Annotated in this window: 19 protein-coding genes and 1 riboswitch; of the genes, 12 read left to right on the top strand and 7 right to left on the bottom strand. The window is 39.9% G+C overall.

Features of this window, described 5'->3' with window-relative positions:
* Positions 1-3 precede the first annotated feature (3 nt).
* Complete coding sequence (locus FZC88_RS05995; protein WP_397541169.1) at positions 4-1,518, bottom strand: spore germination protein; 1,515 nt, start codon at positions 1,516-1,518, stop codon at positions 4-6.
* A gap of 986 nt (positions 1,519-2,504) precedes the next feature.
* On the opposite strand from FZC88_RS05995, the gene FZC88_RS05990 reads away from it, so the two are divergent.
* From FZC88_RS05990 to recQ, 4 genes are all read left to right on the top strand, one after another.
* Positions 2,505-2,636, top strand: a complete 132-nt coding sequence (locus FZC88_RS05990; RefSeq protein ID WP_148968833.1) for a YuzL family protein — start codon at positions 2,505-2,507, stop codon at positions 2,634-2,636.
* Positions 2,637-2,874: 238 nt separating this feature from the next.
* Positions 2,875-3,090, top strand: coding sequence for a cold-inducible protein YdjO-related protein (locus FZC88_RS05985; RefSeq protein ID WP_034758928.1), 216 nt, complete (start codon positions 2,875-2,877; stop codon positions 3,088-3,090).
* A 155-nt stretch (positions 3,091-3,245) separates the two neighbouring features.
* Positions 3,246-3,380 carry a hypothetical protein gene (locus tag FZC88_RS24385; RefSeq protein WP_262371735.1) on the top strand — a complete coding sequence of 45 codons (135 nt, stop codon included), beginning with the start codon at positions 3,246-3,248 and terminating at the stop codon, positions 3,378-3,380.
* 137 nt (positions 3,381-3,517) lie between these two features.
* Entirely contained in the window at positions 3,518-5,647 is a 2,130-nt protein-coding gene (recQ, locus tag FZC88_RS05980; RefSeq protein WP_148994024.1) for a DNA helicase RecQ, read from the top strand.
* A gap of 63 nt (positions 5,648-5,710) precedes the next feature.
* On the opposite strand, the gene FZC88_RS05975 is transcribed toward recQ, so the two are convergent.
* Complete coding sequence (locus tag FZC88_RS05975) at positions 5,711-7,312, bottom strand: ABC-F family ATP-binding cassette domain-containing protein (protein ID WP_148994023.1); 1,602 nt, start codon at positions 7,310-7,312, stop codon at positions 5,711-5,713.
* Positions 7,313-7,584: 272 nt separating this feature from the next.
* On the opposite strand from FZC88_RS05975, the gene FZC88_RS05970 reads away from it, so the two are divergent.
* The 4 genes from FZC88_RS05970 to FZC88_RS05955 all read left to right on the top strand — a co-directional run bounded on the left by FZC88_RS05970 (position 7,585) and on the right by FZC88_RS05955 (position 11,285).
* Positions 7,585-7,863: a YkvA family protein gene (locus FZC88_RS05970; protein ID WP_148994022.1), complete on the top strand. Its 279-nt coding sequence runs from the start codon at positions 7,585-7,587 to the stop codon at positions 7,861-7,863.
* Positions 7,864-7,933: 70 nt separating this feature from the next.
* Complete coding sequence (locus tag FZC88_RS05965) at positions 7,934-8,374, top strand: ferritin-like domain-containing protein (RefSeq protein WP_148968837.1); 441 nt, start codon at positions 7,934-7,936, stop codon at positions 8,372-8,374.
* 122 nt (positions 8,375-8,496) lie between these two features.
* Positions 8,497-8,925, top strand: coding sequence for a DUF4395 domain-containing protein (locus tag FZC88_RS05960; RefSeq protein WP_148968838.1), 429 nt, complete (start codon positions 8,497-8,499; stop codon positions 8,923-8,925).
* A gap of 425 nt (positions 8,926-9,350) precedes the next feature.
* Entirely contained in the window at positions 9,351-11,285 is a 1,935-nt protein-coding gene (locus FZC88_RS05955) for an endonuclease MutS2 (RefSeq protein ID WP_148994021.1), read from the top strand.
* A 71-nt stretch (positions 11,286-11,356) separates the two neighbouring features.
* Here the strand turns inward: FZC88_RS05955 and FZC88_RS05950 are convergent, their stop codons facing one another.
* The gene (locus FZC88_RS05950) at positions 11,357-12,085 is read right to left on the bottom strand and encodes a ZIP family metal transporter (protein WP_148994020.1); all 729 of its coding nucleotides are present in this window, start codon (positions 12,083-12,085) and stop codon (positions 11,357-11,359) included.
* Between the two features lie 135 nt (positions 12,086-12,220).
* Here FZC88_RS05950 and FZC88_RS05945 point away from each other — a divergent pair, with 135 nt between their 5' ends.
* Both FZC88_RS05945 and FZC88_RS05940 read left to right on the top strand, forming a co-directional pair.
* Positions 12,221-12,754, top strand: a complete 534-nt coding sequence (locus tag FZC88_RS05945) for a YhcN/YlaJ family sporulation lipoprotein (RefSeq protein ID WP_262371731.1) — start codon at positions 12,221-12,223, stop codon at positions 12,752-12,754.
* 115 nt (positions 12,755-12,869) lie between these two features.
* Positions 12,870-14,090 (top strand): MFS transporter, encoded by a 1,221-nt coding sequence (locus FZC88_RS05940; protein WP_148994019.1) that lies wholly within the window; start codon positions 12,870-12,872, stop codon positions 14,088-14,090.
* A 56-nt stretch (positions 14,091-14,146) separates the two neighbouring features.
* Here FZC88_RS05940 and FZC88_RS05935 read toward each other — a convergent pair whose 3' ends face one another.
* Complete coding sequence (locus FZC88_RS05935) at positions 14,147-15,439, bottom strand: NCS2 family permease (RefSeq protein WP_148994018.1); 1,293 nt, start codon at positions 15,437-15,439, stop codon at positions 14,147-14,149.
* A gap of 74 nt (positions 15,440-15,513) precedes the next feature.
* Positions 15,514-15,614: riboswitch (purine riboswitch) on the bottom strand.
* Positions 15,615-15,828: 214 nt separating this feature from the next.
* On the opposite strand from FZC88_RS05935, the gene FZC88_RS05930 reads away from it, so the two are divergent.
* Positions 15,829-16,686 carry a CvfB family protein gene (locus tag FZC88_RS05930; RefSeq protein WP_148994017.1) on the top strand — a complete coding sequence of 286 codons (858 nt, stop codon included), beginning with the start codon at positions 15,829-15,831 and terminating at the stop codon, positions 16,684-16,686.
* 99 nt (positions 16,687-16,785) lie between these two features.
* Here the strand turns inward: FZC88_RS05930 and FZC88_RS05925 are convergent, their stop codons facing one another.
* The 3 genes from FZC88_RS05925 to FZC88_RS05915 form a co-directional block, all read right to left on the bottom strand.
* Positions 16,786-18,006 carry an MFS transporter gene (locus FZC88_RS05925; RefSeq protein WP_148994016.1) on the bottom strand — a complete coding sequence of 407 codons (1,221 nt, stop codon included), beginning with the start codon at positions 18,004-18,006 and terminating at the stop codon, positions 16,786-16,788.
* Positions 18,007-18,340: 334 nt separating this feature from the next.
* Positions 18,341-18,859 (bottom strand): glycosyl-4,4'-diaponeurosporenoate acyltransferase CrtO family protein, encoded by a 519-nt coding sequence (locus FZC88_RS05920; RefSeq protein WP_222928931.1) that lies wholly within the window; start codon positions 18,857-18,859, stop codon positions 18,341-18,343.
* Positions 18,856-19,971, bottom strand: coding sequence for a glycosyltransferase family 2 protein (locus FZC88_RS05915; RefSeq protein WP_187443512.1), 1,116 nt, complete (start codon positions 19,969-19,971; stop codon positions 18,856-18,858). Before FZC88_RS05915 ends, FZC88_RS05920 begins: the two co-directional genes overlap by 4 nt.
* A 199-nt stretch (positions 19,972-20,170) precedes the next feature.
* Between FZC88_RS05915 and FZC88_RS05910 the strand changes: the two genes are divergently transcribed.
* Positions 20,171-21,676 (top strand): phytoene desaturase family protein, encoded by a 1,506-nt coding sequence (locus FZC88_RS05910; RefSeq protein WP_148994013.1) that lies wholly within the window; start codon positions 20,171-20,173, stop codon positions 21,674-21,676.
* Positions 21,677-21,713 lie beyond the last annotated feature (37 nt).

Here is a 21,713-nt window from a genome sequence, read left to right as displayed (position 1 = left end):
CCTTTACTCATCAACGTCTTTCTTCTCTTTTGCTTTTTTCTCAGGGATTCGGCCCTGATCTGTGGGGTGATTGGAGATGGGACGTTGGACTAAATACTGATAAGGTAAGCGGAATAGACTGTATTTGAAGTCTGCAAACCTAAATGGGTAAATGGGTGATAGATAGGGTCTGCCCAATGTTGTTATTTTCAGTAAATGAATGAGAATAAAACAGAGGCAAAACATGATTCCCACCCCCCCGTATAACCCGGCCATGATGATGATCGGGAAGCGGATGATCCTCACGGCTGTACCGATTGCATAACTAGGAGCAGTGAACGAACCCAAGGCGGATATTGCGATGATAATAATCAAAATGTTACTGGTAAATCCTGCTTGCACTGATGCTTGACCGATGACGATACCACCTACGATCCCCATGGTTTGCCCAACCTTTGTTGGTAATCTTGCTCCTGCTTCTCTCAGGAGTTCGATGATGAATTCCAATAAAATAGCCTCGAACACGGGAGGGAATGGGACGTTAGATCTTGACTGTCCCAGGGAAACAAGAAGAGCAGAAGGAATGACCTCATAATGAAATGTCAGGACGGCCACGTAGGCAGGTGTCAAAAGGATCGAGAAAAAAATCGCCACAAAGCGAATCAATCTTAAAAACGTCCCCATATTCCATCTCATATATATGTCTTCCGTCGATTCAAAGAAATTCATAAACGTAGATGGTCCGATGATCGCTGTAGGACTGCGATCGACAAGTAAACAGATCTTTCCATGCAAGAGTGAGATGGTGCAGCGGTCAGGCAGCTCAGTCGTTATAAATTGCGGGAAGAATGTAAATGAATTATCTTCAATCATCTGAGCAAGTACTGTGGAATCCACTATACTATCGACTTCAATTTCCGTAATGCGCTGTCTAAACGTGTTTACGTTCTCTTCCTCAGCAATGTCTTTTATGTAAACCATTTGAACTTTTTTCTTCGCTCTGGACCCAATCATGAAGGTTTCAACGCATAGTTTAGGATCGTTGATATTAGATCGAATTAAATTTAAATTCTTTGTAATCGATTCTGTAAAAGAAATTTTAGGACCAAACACCAGGGATTCCGTTTCAGCTTTCTCCAAACCCCTTGTGCCTTTATCAGCAACGTCCGCTAATATCCCATGAGTATCCCCTTGCTTAAAAATATAAGCCGTCCCATTGACGATGTTCTCTACAACGTCATTAATTTGATTCGTCTGTGTAAGTTTCGCAATATTGATCGTATCCTGGATGATTTGATAATTCAGGTCACCTGTGGATTCCTCAAGAGGCCTGATGATGCTGTCCTGCATAGATGTTGTATTAATTAAGTCATCAAAATATACTACTGCAAGCTTCTGTTCGCCTCTTGTAATGATTCTGACTACCAAATCTTCACTATTGCTTACCAATGAAAGTATTTCTTTATGAAATGTATCTATATCAAAGCTATGGGGGGACCCTTTTTCTATATCTTTCTTCACTTCTCTACGTCTAAACACAGAATTCAACACCCTAAACCTTAATTTATTGATTAGACTTCCCATGAATCCTTTTCTTAATCATAAGGTGGTATTTTTTCATCTAGGATCTTTTAGTAAACTTTGTGGCAATTTTACAGAAGAAAGTAATAGTTGTTTCCGCTACAGGATGTTCGCTTTCCGCGAGGCGGGTGGTGAGCCTACTTGTAATTCTGCTCCTTCTGGCTGTCACCCAGAGTTTTGCGCAACTTTCAAAAACGTAAATTTGTTTTGGATAAGTGATTTGTAAACAAAATGTTGACCGTTCCTTTCCGCTCCAGGCACTTGCTTTCCGCGGGGAGGAAGTCGATCCTCCTCGGGCCTTGCCCTGTGGGGTCTCGACCTTTCCTCTATTACCCGCAGGAGTCAAGTGCCTTCCGCTCCAATCCACTCTGTGATATTACATTATTACTGGCTATAGGTATAGATAGACAAACAACAAAAAAAGCTCCTATTTAGATAGTTTGTTCCCAAAAACATACTATCTACAAAGGAGTACAAAAACACTACAAGATGGGGTATTCCCCTATAGAAATCGTAGACATATATATTGGTGGATCATTGAATTATTTTCCTGGATCAAAAATTCCTTCTTTTTGTTTAATGTAAGAAGCACCAAGCCGTAAAAAGATCTTTTGAAAGGCTGTTTCATTTAGATAATTGTTTTTGTCATTATTAAGCTCTGTCACGAAATTTTCTTATAGATGGTGAGGGGAACTGCGTAGACTCCTGCGGAAATACGGACGTGCCGAGACCCCGGAAGCGAAGCTGAGGAGGCTCGGCCGAACGTCCGCGGAAAGCGAAGCAGTTCCCCTCACCATCCAGCACACACCAATTGACAGAGCCCAAGCAGATCTTATGTTAATAAACGATAACCATTGCGAAAAGTGCCCTATCAAAGAGGAAGGTGGTTAAAATATACATATACTGTAGAGGTTTTGGGCAAGGTAGGAGTGGAGGTGAAGCAGATGAGCAAGAAGAAAAAAGATCCGTCAAAAGCGGTGCTGGGTTCTTCTCAAGTGGAAGGACAAGGTACGACCAACCAGGAATTATCAGGTGGGGTAGAGGCACCTTCTTCCAGAAACAAAAAGAAAAAATAATGAAGGATCTTTTTTTCTTCCTTCATTACATATGGTGCGTTTGTTACCTTTACTGAGGAGTTCATATATTAAATTGGTGTCAAGTATGGTATAATGGAAACAATCGCAGAAATTGTTCGATTACACTAGCTACACATAACTGACCACATACTATCTGCAGCATAAATTACCACAATCATTATTTTCCTGTTAGAAAGCATAGCAAGGAAATCCTACTTACCTTAAAGGAGGACGTTCAATGGCTTTTGGTCGTAGAAATCAAGTTGAGGAAGAAATTAAAACTGAGGAAACAAAGATTTGGGCTTGTTCCGCTGAAGATTGCAAAGGCTGGATGAGAGATAACTTCAAAAGTGAAGATACTCCTAAGTGTCCGCTTTGTAAAGAAGATATGGTGACATCTACAAAGGTATTACAAGTTGTAGACAATCCACATCCTACAATGAAATCATCCTAATGGATCGTAGAGAACCAATCTATTCTGATTGGTTCTTTTTTCTTGTCGAGGCAAAATGAGCCTCATACTCTTAGGTGTTTTTTGAAAAATTATTAAACTCTTTTTTTACATTTGAATAGGATGTAATGTATTTATGTATTAAAGGAGGTAGCACCATGTCTAACAAGAAAGAGAAAGAAGTTAAAGGTTCATCATCAACTGAGAGTAAAGATACTGTATGGGATAGTTTTTGGAAACTGTCGAAACCTGTTGAAGTAAATAAAGAAGAAAAAACAGTCAAGTGGTTTTAATGTAATGATAAGGCTGTACATTACGTGTATGAATACGAATGTACAGCCTTATGTTTGAAAAATGGGAAACCCTATTGGCACGTTCCCCGTTCTGGAATACAATAAAGGAATAGTTAGATTTATTGGGAGGGGAAAATGTGATTGTAGAAACAAAACAAGTATTAAAGCAGTACTTTGGATACGACGAATTCAGGGATGGACAAGCGAATATTATTGAATACATACTTGATGGAAAAAACACAGTAGGGATCATGCCGACAGGAGGAGGGAAATCGCTCTGTTATCAAATTCCTGCTCTAATGCTTGATGGAGTTACACTTGTTATCTCTCCACTCATTTCTTTAATGAAAGACCAGGTGGATTCGTTACTTCGTCAAGGGATTCCAGCAACCTACATTAATAGTACGTTATCGAATAGTGAAGTAGAGGCCAGGATGGAAGAGATTTCTTTAGGTGAATACAAACTCGTTTATATTGCTCCTGAGAGATTGGAATCGTTTGGGTTTATTCGATTCCTCAATTCTTTACCCATCCCCCTTGTAGCTGTTGACGAAGCTCATTGTTTATCCCAATGGGGTCATGATTTCAGACCAAGCTATTTAGGGATTTATAACGCTGTTAATCAACTTCAATCAAATCCCACCATTCTTGCATTGACTGCAACTGCAACTCCACAGGTACAAGCTGATATCCTTCATCATTTACACATTCCAGATCAATATAAAGTATTAACTGGTTTTCAACGGACGAATTTGTTCTTCCAGGTTGTAAAAGGTGAAGATCGTAAGCGTTGGGTAGAAAGGTATGTACAAAAGAATCATCAGGATTCCGGCATCATTTACTGTGCTACACGGAAGGAAGTTGAAAACCTTTATATTTATCTTGATAAAAAGGGATTTTCCGTTGGGAAATATCATGGCGGGCTGTCTGATACAGTAAGGCAGGAACAGCAGGAAGCTTTCCTGAATGATTCCATTACCATCATGATTGCGACCAATGCATTTGGGATGGGGATAAATAAATCAAATGTACGCTTTGTGATTCATTACCAAATTCCGAAGAATATGGAGGGGTACTATCAAGAGGCTGGCAGGGCAGGTCGTGATGGAGTGGACAGCGAATGTGTCTTATTATTTTCACCTCAAGATATCCAGACGCAGCGGTATATCATTGACCAGAATATCGTAAATCAGGAATTACATGATAATGAGATGCAGAAATTACGCGAAATGGTTGACTTTGTCCATACAGAAGCATGTCTGCAGAACTACATTTTAGCGTATTTTGGTGAACATGTAGAGGAAGCTTGCGGTCATTGCAGCAATTGTTTGGATGATAGGGAATCCGAGGATGTAACGAGAGAGGCACAAATGGTATTATCCTGTATGATGCGAATGAATGAAAGATTTGGAACCTCACTCATCAGCGGTGTACTGACAGGGTCAAAGAACAAAAAGATCCTGGAATGGGGGTTCGATCGGCTTTCCACATATGGATTAATAAAGGAGCAATCTCAGAAGGATGTCGGCCTGTTTATCGATTATTTGATTTCAGAGGGTGTCATACAAGTCGAGGGGGGGAGCTTTCCTATCCTGAAAGTATCACCAAAAGGCAAAGAGGTGTTAATGGGGGAAAGAAGCGTAACGAGAAAGGTCCAGCCTACTGTTTCGGCCATCATCCCTAAAGAAGATGGCTTGTTCCAGACCTTGCGAACACTCCGTAAATCGATTGCAGATTCTGAAGGAGTACCACCTTTCGTTATTTTCTCCGATAAGTCGCTTCAGGACATGTGTGTGAAGATGCCGAAAACATCAGAGGAATTCCTGCAGGTTAGTGGAGTCGGTGAAAACAAGCTGAATCGGTATGGAGAAATTTTCATAAACGAAATTTCTGTTTTTTTATCTGAGAATCCCGAACATCAAGTTGAGGTCGTCAAGCCTTCGCGATCACGGAAGACAAGTCATTCTGACACAGCGTCCCATTTAATCAGCTATGAGTTGTTCACAGAGAGCATGGATATAAGAAAAATTGCGAAAGAACGGGGTATGAGTACAGCAACGATTGAAAATCACATTATCCGTGCCTATCAGGAAGGCATCACGAATGACTGGACCATCCTCTTTACAGAAGAAGAAGAAACACTTATCGAAGAAGCAGTCGAGAAAGTAGGGACGGACCTCTTAAAGCCGATTAAAGAAGAATTACCGAAAAAAATAGGCTATTTTCAGATTAAAGGCTACTTGGTTAAACACGGTCAATATGAATGACCTTGTAGCGAGGGAATGAAAAAAAGCAGGTGCCTTTTGGCTGCCTGCTTTTTCTGGTTCACATTAAGCTTTCATAGAAGCTTTCATCTCAAGAAATTCATCATAAGTCGTTTCTTTATCAATGACACCATCTTCGGTGATTTCAATAATGCGATTTGCGATGGTTTGAATAAACTGATGGTCATGGGAAGCGAAAATCATCGCACCTTTAAAGTTTATCAATCCATTATTCAATGCAGTAATAGATTCCAAATCTAAATGGTTTGTTGGTTCATCTAATAACAGAACATTTGAACCACTTAACATCATTTTGGATAACATACAGCGAACTTTTTCTCCCCCTGAAAGGACACTTGGCTTTTTCAATACTTCTTCCCCTGAGAAAAGCATGCGGCCCAAGAATCCGCGAAGGAATGTTTCACTCTCATCTTCCGGTGAGTATTGACGTAACCAGTCCACAAGGGATGGTTCATTTCCTTCAAAGTACTTGGAGTTTTCATTCGGGAAGTAAGCTTGAGATGTCGTAACTCCCCACTTGAATGTGCCGCTATCCGGTTCCATTTCACCTGCAAGGATTTTGAATAGAGTCGTTTTGGCGATTTCGTTTGCTCCTACAAGTGCAATTTTGTCTTCTTTATTCAGGATAAAGGAAACATTGTTTAAGACCTTTACTCCGTCAACCGTTTTTGTAAGACCTTCAACACGCAGAACATCGTTTCCGATTTCACGCTCCGGCTTGAATTGTACATATGGATAACGACGTGAGCTTGGCTTGATGTCATCCAATGAAATTTTCTCTAACGATTTTTTCCGTGAAGTGGCTTGTTTTGATTTAGATGCATTCGCACTGAATCTGGCAACGAATGCCTGAAGCTCTTTGATTTTTTCTTCCTTCTTCTTATTCTGATCCTGAGCCATTTTAAGTGCTAATTGACTGGACTCATACCAGAAATCATAGTTCCCGACATAAACTTGGATCTTTCCAAAGTCAAGGTCAGCAATATGAGTACAAACTTTGTTTAGGAAATGACGGTCATGTGATACAACGATGACTGTGTTCTCAAAGTTAATTAAAAAGTCTTCTAACCACTGAATCGCTTGTATGTCCAAGTGGTTGGTAGGCTCATCCAGTAAAAGAACATCCGGCTTGCCGAATAGAGCTTGTGCTAATAATACCTTTACTTTTTCTCCACCCGTTAGTTCGGACATTTGTTTCGTGTGAAGCTCTTCATTGATTCCTAAGCCTTTTAGTAGGATCGCAGCTTCTGATTCAGCTTCCCAACCGTTAAGCTCTGCGAATTCACCTTCTAATTCCGCAGCTTTCATGCCGTCTTCATCAGAGAAATCTTCTTTCATGTAGATGGCATCTTTTTCCTGCATGACTTCATATAAACGGGTATGCCCCATAATGACAACTTTCAGCACTTCATATTCTTCATATTCGAAGTGATCCTGCTTTAATACAGCAAGTCGCTCACCTGAACCCATCGATACATGGCCGGTCTGCGCTTCGATTTCTCCTGAAAGAATCTTTAAAAATGTTGATTTACCAGCACCGTTTGCTCCGATAAGTCCGTAGCAATTCCCTGGATTAAACTTTATATTCACGTCTTCGAATAGCTTTCTATCACCAAAACGTAAGCTTACATCTGATACTTGAATCATGTGTGATATACCTCCTAATACTCAATCTAAAAGATTATAACACGCGAGTATGCTAAAAAGATAGAGTGTTAGCGGGAACAGTGAGAAATTTACCGGCTATTTACATAAGCGGATAAAGGATTTTGAATGAAATGGTGGGGATGCGGGGTTCGCTACCACTTTTAAGGAAATGAGCTGAAAATCTTGAAGATGTTATATAGATACGTTAAATTCTTCCCTAATTTAGTTTGCTATGCTAACGTAAGAAAAAAAAGATTGGTGATGAGGGACGAATGATGAGGTTTATGAAGCGGGTGAGATTTCTTTTTAATGTTCGCAGGTCGGTTCCGTTTCTGGTTGATTTTTTTCGGTCTAAAGAGGTTTCGCTATTTAAGAAGGGATTGTCAGTTGCGTTGGTGGGAGGGTATTTCTGGCTGCCGTTTGATTTGATTCCCGATGTTTTTATTTTGTTTGGAATTGTTGATGATTTGGCAGTGTTTGCGTTTGTTCTTCAGCTTATAGTGAAGATGGCACCTGAAGAGTTACAGCATCGATACGAGTTAAAGAAATGATGCAGATCATCACTATGGATGGGCTTCTATCATAGTCTGTAAAAGGCTATGCTTTAGGAGGAGATGTTTGATGTACGATCAATATCCATATTATTTTGAAAATCAGGATGACCGTCAAATCGATCGACAACTGAGAAGAGATATACAAAAAGCCATTAATGACGAATTTCTAGCTATATCTTACTATACACAACTGGCAGAGCTTGCCCCTAATGATACAGCCAAGCTTGCAATCTTGGGAATAAGGCAGGATGAGATCCGTCACTTTAATGGGTTTACACAATCGTACTTGCAACTGACAGGTCGATACCCAACCATTAATTTAATCAATCCAAGAGACCTGCCTTCAAATTACCGGCAAGGGATAAGAGAAAGCATTAAAGATGAAAGTGAAACGGTATCCTTTTATTTATCCATATCTAACAAGCTTACAGAACCTAGAGCCAAGCGAAGGTTTTTGAGGGCTGCTTATGATGAACAGCGTCATGCAGAAATACTCAGGAACCTGTAAATGATGAGAACCGGAATCAGCCAAAAAATGGGCGGCTGCTTTCGGTTTTTTCTTTTGATTTTTTCTGATGAATCCGCTACACTTTAATTACTTAAATACCAATCAGAAAGGTGGGAATTAAAGTGGGATCACCTTTACTCAATTCAATACCGAAACCTTTAGTACAATTAAATCAATGGTTCATCGTTTCTACTATAGCCATTTCATGGATGCTTCAAATAGAATTCTTCTTATTGCTTCCATTTATGGTGGGGTTATCAGCTATGATATTTAAGTTCAATCCCGTCATAAGGGCAGGGAGGATATTCTTAAAGAAAGAGTATTCATCGTATCCACCTGAAGACGCTGACCAGCAGCGGTTTAACAACATGATTGCCGTGATTTGCTTGGGAGGAGCAATCATGAGTGCTCTGGCTGGCTGGAGCACAGGATTCTACCTTTTTTCTGGAATGGTATTTCTTTCAGCGTCCGTCGCGCTTGGGGGATTCTGTGTCGGTTGCTTTATCCGTTTTCAATGGAAAAGGTTTCAATATAAAAGGTCTGTACAGTAGCCTATTGACAATGAATCCCATACATCGTAAACTATACATGAGTTAAATTACTGTATACAAAGGGAGTATGTTCTATGTTAGGTGTCGTTCTTAACTAACCGTGAAATGAATACGGACATTTTGCAGGCAATAGCCTTAAAAACAGGTTATTGAATAAGCTTATTTAGCTTTGCCTTCAAAGTGTAGTTAAGAACAATGGTCATAGCATACTCAACCCTGTAATAGGAGAGCTGTGTCTTTGTGCACAGCTCTTTTTGTGTACATGGATCGGGAATCTGTGCAGTCGTTTCTAACCTTCAGTTATGAACGATTCACGTTTTACGTAGACACATGCGATTATTATTGGTAAGTCAGTATACGAGTGAGTAAGACCACAATGGACATTGTTCATTGTGGTCTATTTTTTTATATGGAGGAGAAAAACATTGAACGAAAAGACTTTTCAAACATTAGAATTTAACAAAGTGAAGGAAGAGTTGACACGGTATGCCCTTACAGAAAAGGGGAAAAAGGAATTAAGGAACATAATGCCATCCATCAACAAACGCCAAATTGAAATGCGTTTAGGTGAAGTAACGGAAGCTGTAAGTATCCTGGAAAAAAGTGCGAGTATACCGATTCATGCTTTGGATGGAGTTGAAAACATTGTAGCAAACCTGAATAAAGGGGTGCCTTTGAAACCAGATCAATTTACAAGCCTCTATTATTTTCTGGATGCGTGTAAAAAAATCAAAAAATTCATGGAGGATAAAAAATGGGTGGCTCCACGGGTATCTTCATATGTTTATTCAATTGAAGAGATCCCTGAGATCGGGGAAGAAATCAATCGATGCATCCGTAATGGAAGAATAGATGACCATGCCAGTAAAGAGTTGTTAAGGATTAGAAAACAAATGGGGATTCAAGAGGATCGGTTAAAGGATAAAATTCAAGCGATTGTAAAGTCAGCCAAATATAAATCCTATCTACAAGAATCGATTGTTAGCCAGAGAAATGGAAGGTATGTTCTCCCCATCAAGAAAGAATATAAAGGAAAAATGAAAGGAGCGGTATTGGATTCATCTGCTTCAGGATCGACTCTCTATATTGAGCCTGATGAATTAAGCATTCAGCAAGATCAGCTTTTATATTATAAACTTGAGGAAGACCGTGAAGTTGAGAACATCCTATGGGCGCTAACAGGGCTGGTTCAATCGTATGAACCACAATTGAAGCTGGCGATTGAGACGATGGTACATTACGATGTCCTATTTGCAAATGCGAAGTATAGCCGTTCCATTGATGGAGTAAGCGCCATAGTAAATGAAAATCATCAAATACATTTATTAAATGCGGTTCATCCCCTGCTTGGAAAAAAGGCAGTACCGCTATCCATTCAGATGGGTGAGGATTTTCATGCATTAGTGATAACCGGACCTAATACTGGAGGTAAGACAGTCGCTATTAAAACGGTGGGCCTTCTCACTCTCATGACCCAATGCGGCCTTCATATCCCCGCAGAAAAGGGTAGTGAAATCAGTATTTATCAAGATATTCTTTTAGATATTGGGGATGGTCAAAGTCTTCAGCAAAATTTAAGCACTTTCAGCTCCCATATAAAAAATATTATCGATATATTAAAGGATACAAATGATCAAACCCTGGTTCTGTTAGATGAACTAGGTTCCGGTACAGATCCCCTTGAAGGAATGGGGCTGGCCACAGCCATCCTGGATCAATTATATGAAAAGGGAGCCACGATACTCGCAACTACCCATTACAGTGAAATAAAGCATTTTGCAGAAGAGCATGAAGGCTTCGTGAACGGAAGTATGGAATTTAATATTGATACATTACAACCTACTTATAAGCTCGTAGTGGGTAAGGGAGGCGAGAGTCAAGCATTTGCCATTGCATTAAAGCTGGGGATGCACCCTGAGATCATTGAAAAGGCCCATGAAATAACGTATAGAGAAAAGAAATACTATGACCTGGGAGAAATCGATTATCATGCGAAGAAGGAAATGGAAAAGCAGGTTATCGTAAACAAATATAAAAAAAGGAACCATAGTAAATCTTCATCAAAGGGGGAGAGTGGAGGTAAATTATTTAGTAAAGGTGATAATGTTAAAATTTCAGCGAGTGGAGAATTCGGGATTGTATATGAAGGACCAGATGATAGAGGGGATTACACGGTGCAAATTAAGGGTGAGAAAAGAATAATTAATCATAAACGTCTGGATCTTTATGTTTCGGCGAAAGAGCTATACCCCGATGATTATGATTTTGATATTATCTTTAACAGTAAAGAAAATCGGAAAAAAGATAAGCTGATGGGAAAACGGTTTGTTGAGGGTTTAACTATAGATCATGAAGAATAAACGTAAAAAACGTCCTTTAGCATTTGCTTAAGGACGTTTTTGCTATACCAAAGCAATTAAAAGGAAATGGGTTAAGACAAGTTTGTCAGTATATAAGAAAGTATGATTCCCAATGAAGACAGAAATCCGACAATGGGCCCACCTTCTTCAAACGCCTCTGGCATCATCGTAGAGGATACCATGGCTATTAATCCGCCTGCCCCGAACGCTCCGATTATGTAAGATATGCTTTCCGATGCATCCTGTAAAAGTGTATACCCGAGCAATGAGCTGAGGGATGAGAGAACGACTACGCTTCCCCACAGGGTTAGAATTTTACCTGTACTATATTGGTCAAGCTTGAAACCGATACTGCTTGATAACGATTCAGGTAAGTTACTGATGAAAATGGCGATGATGAACACCCATTGTATGGATTGGTCTCCTATAAAGCTGACTCCAATAATGATGGATTCTGGTATTGCATCCATTATGGTTCCTACATAAATTGCTAATCCTGAGTGACCATGGGGATTCTTCTTTGACCTCTTTCTTTCACTTCCACCTTTCTTTGAAATGAAGATTTCGAAAAGAGTGAATATGAGCGCCCCTAGTAAGAACATAGATGTGAGATGGAGCAGGTTCGCTTTCCCTTCTGCCTCACTTAGTAAATCAAAGGTGGCAGAACCAATGATCAAACCCGTTCCCAATGCCATGATATAAGCGACAATTCGTTTTGATATGGGCAAATAAATTCCCATAACAGCACCGATTAGTAGGGATAAACTGGCAATTCCTCCCCATAAAGCAGCCTGGCCCATTTCTTCACCTCCATAACATTGTACATAATGAGTTTTCCCTAAATATGAGTTGGATTAAACGCTAAATCAGTCCTTGAATAGTTTTAAAGTGCTGTGGGGATAGTAAAGATGAATAATATTTAGGAGGTAGTCAAATTGAAAAAATATCTATTGATATCCCTTTTAGGGTTATTGTTCATGGGCATTGCAACAGGTTGCGGTATGGGGAATGACATGAATGAAGAAGGACAAGAAATGAATAACCGGAATTTGGAAAAGGTGAACTACAAAAACGATCAGGCAAATCGTGATTATGTTAATAATCGTGAGTATGTCAATGACGGGACAATGAGAGAAAATTATTCACTGGCGGAAAAAGAGGCAAATAAAGTGGCCAGTCTTAATGAAGTGAAGAGCGCTTATGTTTTGACCACAGATCAAAACGCGTATGTAGCGGCGGTACTTGAAGATAAAATGAATGGGAAAGTTTCGAAGGACTTGGAGAAAAAGATCTCGGATCAAGTGAAAAGTCAGAACGGAAATATAGATAACGTTTATATTTCAACTAATCCTGACTTCACTGATCGTATGAGAGATTATGCAAACAAAGCAGAGAACGGAAAACCGATTGAGGGTCTGGGAGAAGAAATGGCAGATATGCTGAAACGCATTTTTCCGAACAGAGGGTAATCCTAATAATGAAAAGTCGAACATTGCTTCGGCTTTTTTTATTTGCCTGTAGGAAATGGACAGGGAATTCAGTATACTATTTAGAGTAACGAAATAAAAGGGAGGAGTGACATTTTTGGCTCAAACAGCTGTGAAACCCCTGCAAAATCCTACTATTTACGGTATTCTATTAGCCATTAGCTCTGGTCATTTTATAAATGATACGTTACAGGCAGTTGTTCCGGCCATGTTTCCAATCATTGAGAAATCCTTGCAGCTGAGTTATACCCAAATCGGCTGGATCGCATTTGCCCTCAATATGACCTCTTCATTGTTGCAGCCAGTATTCGGTTATTATGCGGATATACGTTCGAAACCTTATTTACTTCCTTTAGGAATGCTATCAAGCTTAATTGGTTTGGTGGGATTTGCATTATCCGGCCATTTTTTATGGATCATTTTGTCGGTGTTATTCATCGGCTTCGGCTCCGCCATCTTTCATCCAGAAGGTTCAAGGGTGGCATATATGGCAGCTGGAAACCGCAGAGGCCTGGCTCAATCGATTTACCAGGTAGGTGGGAATACCGGGCAGTCACTTGCCCCATTGATTACGGCATTTATATTTGTTCCATTTGGCCAAAAAGGGGCTTTGTGGTTTTCCATTGTAGCAATCTTAGGGGTCATTGTTTTATTTCATGTATCCAATTGGTACTCTGAACAATTACGTTCTAATGAAAAGATGAACCGACATAACAAGACAAACGTGAAGAAAAACCCGATTCATAGAAGAATTAAATGGGCAATGGTATTAGTAGTGTTTTTAGTGTTTGCCCGTTCGTGGTATGGAGCTGGGTTATCCAATTACTACCAGTTTTATTTGATTGAAGACTACGGTCTTTCAATTAAAGAAGCGCAAGCATACATTTTTGTATTTATGTTTGCGGGAGTGCTGGGAACATTCTTGGGAGGGCCGCTTTCAGACCGTTTTGGAAAAAGGAATATCATTTTCTTTTCAATGTTAGGTGCTGCCCCGTTAACCCTTGCTTTACCCTACTTATCTTTAAGTATTGTCTACCCATTTATCTTTTGCATCGGGTTTATTTTGTCTTCAAGCTTTAGTGTAATCGTCGTGTATGCACAAGAGCTTTTGCCACACAAAATTGGAATGGTATCAGGACTGACCGTTGGACTTGCCTTTGGAATGGGAGCTGTAGGTGCAGTCATCTTCGGGGGACTCGCAGATCTATTCACCATTCGTTTCGTCATGATCCTTTGCAGCTTCCTTCCACTACTAGGGATGATGACGTTCCTTCTTCCTACCGATGAAGCAGTGAGAAGTTTTCATAAACATCCATAGCATAAAAGAGAGAGTGATTGCAGAGTTGATTAAATCAAGCAATCACTCTCTTCGTCTTAAGAAAAAGCAAAGTAAATTATGAATAATGCACAAAGGATGTACATGATTGGATGAACGTCTTTCCATTTTTTTAACGAGATCATCGCTAATGGATAAAGGACAAACCCTAAGGCAATCCCGGTTGCAACACTGAAGGTTAAGGGCATCATAATAATCGTAATAAATGTAGGAATAACGATTTCCAAGCGACTCCAGTTAATATGCCTTACTTCGGTAGCCATTAGAGCACCGACAATTATCAATGCAGGTGCAGTTACCTCAGGAGTAATAACAGATAATATTGGAGAAAAGAAGAGAGCGATGGAGAAACAAAAAGCAATTACTATTGAAGTGAATCCCGTTCTGCCTCCAACGGCTACTCCTGCAGAGGATTCTACAAAGGAGGCTGTTGTTGAAGTCCCGAAGATCGCTCCTGCCACTCCTGAAGCGGAATCAGCTAAAAGAGCTCTACCTGCATTCAGAATCTTATTATCTTTCATTATCCCCGCTTGACTGGCAACAGCAATCAATGCCCCTGCAGTGTCAAAGAATGCTACAAATAGGAATGTGAAGATCACCGCCATAATTTCAAGGGTGAAAATGTCACCTAAATGAGTAAAAACAACTCCAAATGTAGGATCTAAGCTAGGGACCTTACCAATAATGGAGTGAGGAACCTCGATCTTCCCTGTAATCATACCGAGGACAGTGGTTGCGACCATTCCGTAAAATATTCCTCCACGAATGCCTTTAACTAACATCATCAATGTAATAACGAATCCGAAGACTGCAAGAAGTGTATTAGAAGAAGAAAGATTTCCGATCGAGACAAAGGTTTCTGGATTGGCAACTACAAGTCCTGCATTTTTAAATCCTATAAAGGCTACGAAGAATCCGATTCCACCTGCAATCGCATATTTTAAATCCTGTGGAATGACATTGATGATTTTCTCGCGAATTTTCATGACACTTAAGATCATAAAGATTATGCCTGCCACAAATACTCCGGTCAGTGCAATTTCCCATGGAACGCCCATTCCGATACATACAGAAAAGGTAAAGAAAGAGTTAAGTCCCATGCTGGGTGCAATACCTATTGGAAAGTTTGCAAGTACCCCAATTAATAGGGACCCTACAATCGCCGACAGGGCAGTAGCTGTAAATAATGCGCCTTTATCCATTCCCGCCTGACTGAGGATGATTGGATTGACGACAAGAATATAGGCCATTGAAAGGAAGGTCGTTATACCTGCTAACGTTTCTTTTCTATAACTTGTTCCTCTTTCAGCAAATTGAAAGAATGTTTTCATAAATAACCCTCCAAGTAGAAAATAAAAAGACTCCGGTCAAAAGTTAACCAGAGTCATATCCACAGGATAAAAATAATCGTGTTATTTTATCTTGTAGACAAGCCATTTAAGGTAGCTGGTAGAAACGTTCAAGCCTTATTCTTGAACTTATACAAGGTGTATGAGAATTTGTTATAATTGAATTAGAAGCATCATATCAAGTGACTTTCATCAGGTCAATGGAACAACTAAATGTTCGTGAATTCATTATTTTCTAAATTGATGGTTTATTATTAAAATCGCCTCATGTACTATACATAATCACTGAAAAAAGCTATATTTAGTGAATACAAAACTTGAGTAGAGAGAACTTAAGTTAATAAGTAATTGAAATAGGAGGAACTAGAATAATGTCTTCTTTAAAACCAGGTACGGTAGTGGATTTATTCGTTGATCATGAAGTACCTTATGGTTTCTTTCTAACGAATGAAATAGATCGTGTGCTATTGCATCATTCTGAAATAACAGAAGAAATTCAAGAAGGAGATACTGTGAAGGTATTTCTTTATCATGATAAGGATGTTCGCCTTACAGCGACAATGCGTATCCCTAAAGTACAAGTCGGTGCTTACGGATGGGCTGAGGTAGTGGATAAAAGGGAGGATTTAGGTGTTTTCGTTAACATTGGCCTTCCTAAGGATATTTTAGTCTCGGCAGATGATCTTCCTAAATTCCTGGAACTTTGGCCAAACCCGGGTGATCAGTTGTTTTTAACACTGAATCGTGATAAGCAGGACCGCTTATACGGACGATTAGCGACTGAAAATATCATTGAGCAGGTGTCTAGAAGAGCATCTACAGAAATGATGAACGCAAAAGTGCAAGGACGTGTGTATCGACTGCTTAGAGTCGGAACCTTTTTCTTATCCGAACAAGGATATCGATGCTTCGTTCATGAGAATGAACGAAAAGCGGAACCAAGACTGGGAGAGCTGGTTGAAGGGAGAGTCATCGACGTTAAGGATGACGGGAACTTAAATGTATCTTTCTTACCGTTAAAGCAGGACAAAATGCTTGATGATGCTGAGGTCATTCTGGAGTATCTTGCAGAAAGGAATGGAGCTATTCCTTTTTGGGATAAGAGCCAGCCGGATGACATCAAAGATCGCTTTAATATGAGCAAGGCATCCTTCAAACGAGCCCTAGGAAAACTCATGAAGGAAGACCGGGTTTATCAAGAAGAAGGCTGGACTTATTTAAAAAAGTAAAAGCAATAACGGGAGGCTCGCCCAGAGGGTGTAGTCCTTCCTGGTTTTCTTGAACATATATAAAAGAGTGCTGACCATAACTGTCAGCACTCTTTTGTATTATGATTCTATTTGTTTCACATTTTGCTGGGCTTTCTGCATACTTACGGATTTAATAGGCAGGATCGTGCCTAGCAATGCGATGAATGCACATCCGATCAATACAGTTGAATATCCTGTTACTGCAATTGTAGATAACACTCCGAACACGACAAGGTCCAGGACGGAATCTACAATGGAAAGCAAGGAAATTGTTGTCGCCCTGATCCCGGATGGAATCAGATCATTGCTTAATTGAGCGTATATCGGGTAACGGATTGCTCGAACTAGTCTTAAAACGAAAAAAGATCCCAGAACAATCCATAATGATGAACCAAATAAAGCGGATAACAGTAAGCCTATTACGGCTAACAAACCAGAGACACTCATAAGCTTCACCCTCGAAACCTTTGCAGTCATCCACCCAATGGAATTAGAAGCAAAATAACCCATGACTGCCGAAATGGCATAAAAAACGCCAATTAAATAAACAGGCAATCCTGCCTCCTTCATCAAGGGCTGATCGAAGTATTGATAAACAGCTCCTGCAGGAATGAAGACCAACGTTACGTTTAGAAACATCAGCAAAAGCTCTGGTGCTTGACGAATCACGTGCAGACCACTTTTAATTTGAGAAAAAGGATTCTCTCTTTTGAAGGAGTCCATAGAGGGCTGCTTAATTTTGAGGACGAAGAATACCTCTATTAAATGGAATGCCAATCCTAAGATAATAAGTAGATTGAATTGGCTGTCAGCTAAATCTTCAGCTAAATAAGAGCCGAATATTACCGCAATCAGCATACTGACAAATGTAGCAGATTGAATTTTGCCCATTGCATGATCCATGCGATTTTCTTCATTGGATTCTTTGAGCGAGTCATAAATTAGTGCCTCATCAGCCCCCGAAAAAAAAGTCACGCTAAACCCATTTATAAAGCTGTATAAGAAAAACATCCAAGGATCGTAGGCAAATAAAAGGAGCACAATACTAATGATTTTAAGCACAGAACCACACAAGAATGAATATTTTGCCCCAAACCGGTCAGCAAACATTCCGGTTGGAACTTCTCCAATTAGTACAGCTCCACTCCAAAACATGAGTAGAATCAAAATTTGAGAAGAAGTTAATCCTCTTTCAAAATAGAATAAAGTCAAGACTGGTTGAAGAAAACTGATCGTACCAAAAAAAGAAATCCAAAATAGCACCCGGATATTATGGGATGCAATGGTTCGTTTGTCCATATATGTCTCCTACTTCCTAATAATGTACTATTGTCCCGGAAGAAGGAGCGTCGTTTCATGTATAAGGAACTTAAACGTTCACTCCTCCTTGAAATGTTGAAAGTGTTTTGAACGTTTTTTGCATGTTATTTCCTCCTCATAATTGATGCAATTAGTTTAGCATAATGATGGGAAAAAGAAGAGACTTAATTGTTCGACAAATATCTACATATAGGGGTTATATGGAACATGGGGAGAAAAAGAAGAGGGAACCGAGCAAATCGGGTGATGTATGGCTATTGAAGTGGAGGACTTCCTCGGTTCTTATCATTAAAATGGTCTAATTTTTAAAAATTTATTCACTATTTGTAAAATGGTTAGAGATGTGTGGTCTTAGATTCCTTGATGGGCGAGATTTTGACGGAGAATATTGAGCAATTATCTTAACGATCCTCATTCGATTGTAGCGCTGCACGAGAATAAGGGGCAGGTTAAATGAAATTCCGTATAGGAACATGATCCAGGACTCGACTCCATTATTTAGAATGAAAAAGAAAGGTGCCGGTATCATTTGCAGCCAGTGGGATAATTCGGCACGAGTCAATTCGTATAGGAAGGTGATCCGACCCTGATGAGAAGTGAGGCCGATTTCATTTTTATTTACCCCACCACGAAACCATCTCCCTGCATCAGGTATATATTCCTTCCATTTTTTAATCTTCAAAAACTCAAATATTCCACCCCCAGCTTCCATTTCAAGAGGATGAAAGAGGGGGGACAACCTTTGGAGTTGTTTGTTGGTCAATCTGGATGTCAAAAAGGAAATAACGAAATGAATACTTACCCAAGCAAAAATATTTACAAGGATGATCATTTCATCTTTTCATCCTTTCCTTTCTCTAAATAAATGTATCGATCCTTCCACTTTGTGTTTTTCGTCAAAAATGTTGTAAACACCGAGTGGGAGAATGTCATCACGAAGAATAGAATATGGACTGGAAATAAAAGCGTCTCAATAATGGTGAAATTTCCAATCCTGCTAAGAATGAGATACAAGTAAATACTTAAAGAAAAGTATTGAATCATATAAATATATGGATCTGTCCATACCATTACCGGCGAATGAATGACAAAAGAAGCGAGTGAGGTAATCCACAAAGAAGATAGTACCAAGAGGATGATGTTTGTCGATTTTGCCCCGGAAGCGAAACTCTTCGACCACCCGTAGAATAACTCACTCAATCCGTTCCCATACATTCTCATGGATATGGCATTGCTTCCGCTCGCTGCTACTACTAATTCTCCACATTTTTTTGCACGTTGACTTAAAGCAAAATTCTCCACCATATCTCCTTTGATTGCTTCGTGCCCACCAATTCGCTGATATACATCTCTTGTACACAGGAAGCACTGACCAAACCCACCCGAAGGTCTGACCAGCCCGGATAGGAGATGAGTGACACTCGTTGAGGCGAATACGATTAAATGAAACATCATGGATAAAGTCTCATATCCACTATTCATCTTATGAAAGGGATGAATGCTCAGAACTCCTTGACATTGCTGTTGTTGATAAGTCTCGCAAATTCTTAGAAGTCCTGCTTGCTCGAACCATGTATCTGAGTCCACAAACAGTAAGAATTCTCCCTTGGATGCTTCCGCACCATTCCAACAAGCCCAAGATTTTCCGTTCCATCCATTTGGAAGAGGGGGAGTATCCACCACTGTTGCACCGAACTCTTCAGCTATCGCCTTCGTACGATCCTTCGATCCATCATTTACCACGATCACTTCAAACGGCTGAATAAATTGCTTCTGAATACTCGATAATAGATTTCCAATTGTCAGTTCTTCATTTCTGGCAGGAATGATGATGGAGCATTTTTTTACGAGAAAGCTATTCCTTACATGAATGGACTTTTTGACTGTAGGGATTCTAGTAAAAAGGAAAACGGTAAGAATAATAGACCCTAACCAAATATACATTTTTTCACCTTCTGATCTTTTGGTTTTTATCGACATTTTAACCATTTTGGTTAAAGGTGATACCTTTTTTTAAATGGATTGGTTGTTTTGTGTGTGTAAATTCATGTCAAATTTGTTTGAAGTCAATCAAAATGGGCACAATGGAAAGCTGAATAAGCGATTCAGTAGACAACGATCTTTCTCGTAAGGAGGAAATGAGATGAAGAAGAAAGTGATAGTAGTAGGTGGCGGATTAGGAGGTATGTCAACAGCGATCCGTCTTGCATCAGAAGGATTTAACGTGACCATTGTTGAAAAAGGGGAAAGACTTGGCGGAAAATTAAACAAAAGAGTAGGAAAAGGCTTTTCTTTCGATACAGGCCCATCGATCCTTACGATGCCGTGGGTTCTGGAAAAAGTTTTTGCTCATGCAAGCCGTGATCTGAATGATTATGTGGATATTATCAGAGTGGAACCGGGCTGGAGGACATTTTTTGAAGACGGAAAGGTCCTGGATGTATCTTCGGATCTTCCAACAATGTTAGAAGAAATGAAAAAGACATCCACGGAGGATGCGAATAATTTCTTTAACTATTTAAGCTACTGTGGAAAGATGTATGAGCTCACAATGAAAAGCTTCTATAAAAAGAGCATCAATGGCTTGCAGGACCTACGCACGATGCATCCGGTCAAAGAATTACTGCAAATGGATCCGATGAAATCCATGGATGCTGCAAATCGTAAATTCATTAAAGACAAGCATTTGCAGCAGCTGTTTAATTTCCTGATCATGTACGTCGGTTCGTCACCTTACCATGCACCAGCCATCATGTCACAGCTTACACATGTTCAGTTGGGGCTGGGAGTCCATTACGTAAAAGGCGGAATGTATAAAATTGCAGAGGCAATGGCCAAGGTGTTGGAGGAACTCGATGTAGAGATTCGCTTAAATTGTGAAGTTGAGGATATTCTTACCACTGGCAGCCGTGCTGAAGGAATACGGACGAAAATAGGGGAAGAGCTGATGGCGGACATCGTGGTATCGAATTTAGAGGCGATCCCTTGCTACAAATCCCTATTGGCTGATCATCATGAGTCTGCTAAGGAAGTCGAGGAACTAAGCAAGTATGCCCCTACGGTTTCAGGATTGGTTCTGCTCCTCGGGGTGGATCGTAAATATGATCATCTTGCTCACCATAACTTCTTTTTCAGTAAGGACCCTAAAAAAGAATTCAAGCAAATCTTCGATGAGATTCAGCTGGCTGATGATCCGACGATTTATATTGGTATCTCGTCGAAGTCGGATCCCACACAGGCTCCTGAAGGAAAAGAAAACCTGTTTGTGTTGACACACGTACCACCATTAAAAGAGGGGGAGGATTGGACTCAATACAAAGAATTTTATCGACTCAAAGTGCTGGATAAGCTGGAGAAAATGGGCGTATCCAATCTAAGGGACCATATTGAATACGAATATACCTTCACTCCTAACGACCTTCAAACCCTTTATGGGGCGAATGGTGGTTCAATCTATGGTACTGTCACAGACCGAAAGCTTAATGGAGGCTTCAAGATTCCGAATAAGAGCAGAGTGCTCTCTAATATGTACTTTGTGGGAGGTTCCACCCATCCAGGTGGAGGTGTGCCAATGGTTGCACTTTCAGGACAATTGACAGCGGAATTAATCATTAATGAGCAAGTGAAAGTGAATCGTTTCATTGGATAATATGAAAAGGTGAAGGTTACATTTATATAATCTTCAC

The organism is Rossellomorea aquimaris (assembly GCF_008180865.1).
Taxonomy (GTDB): Bacteria; Bacillota; Bacilli; order Bacillales; family Bacillaceae_B; genus Rossellomorea; species Rossellomorea yichunensis.
Note: the sequence above shows the minus strand (reverse complement) of the source record. Positions and strands in the feature narration are given on the sequence as shown.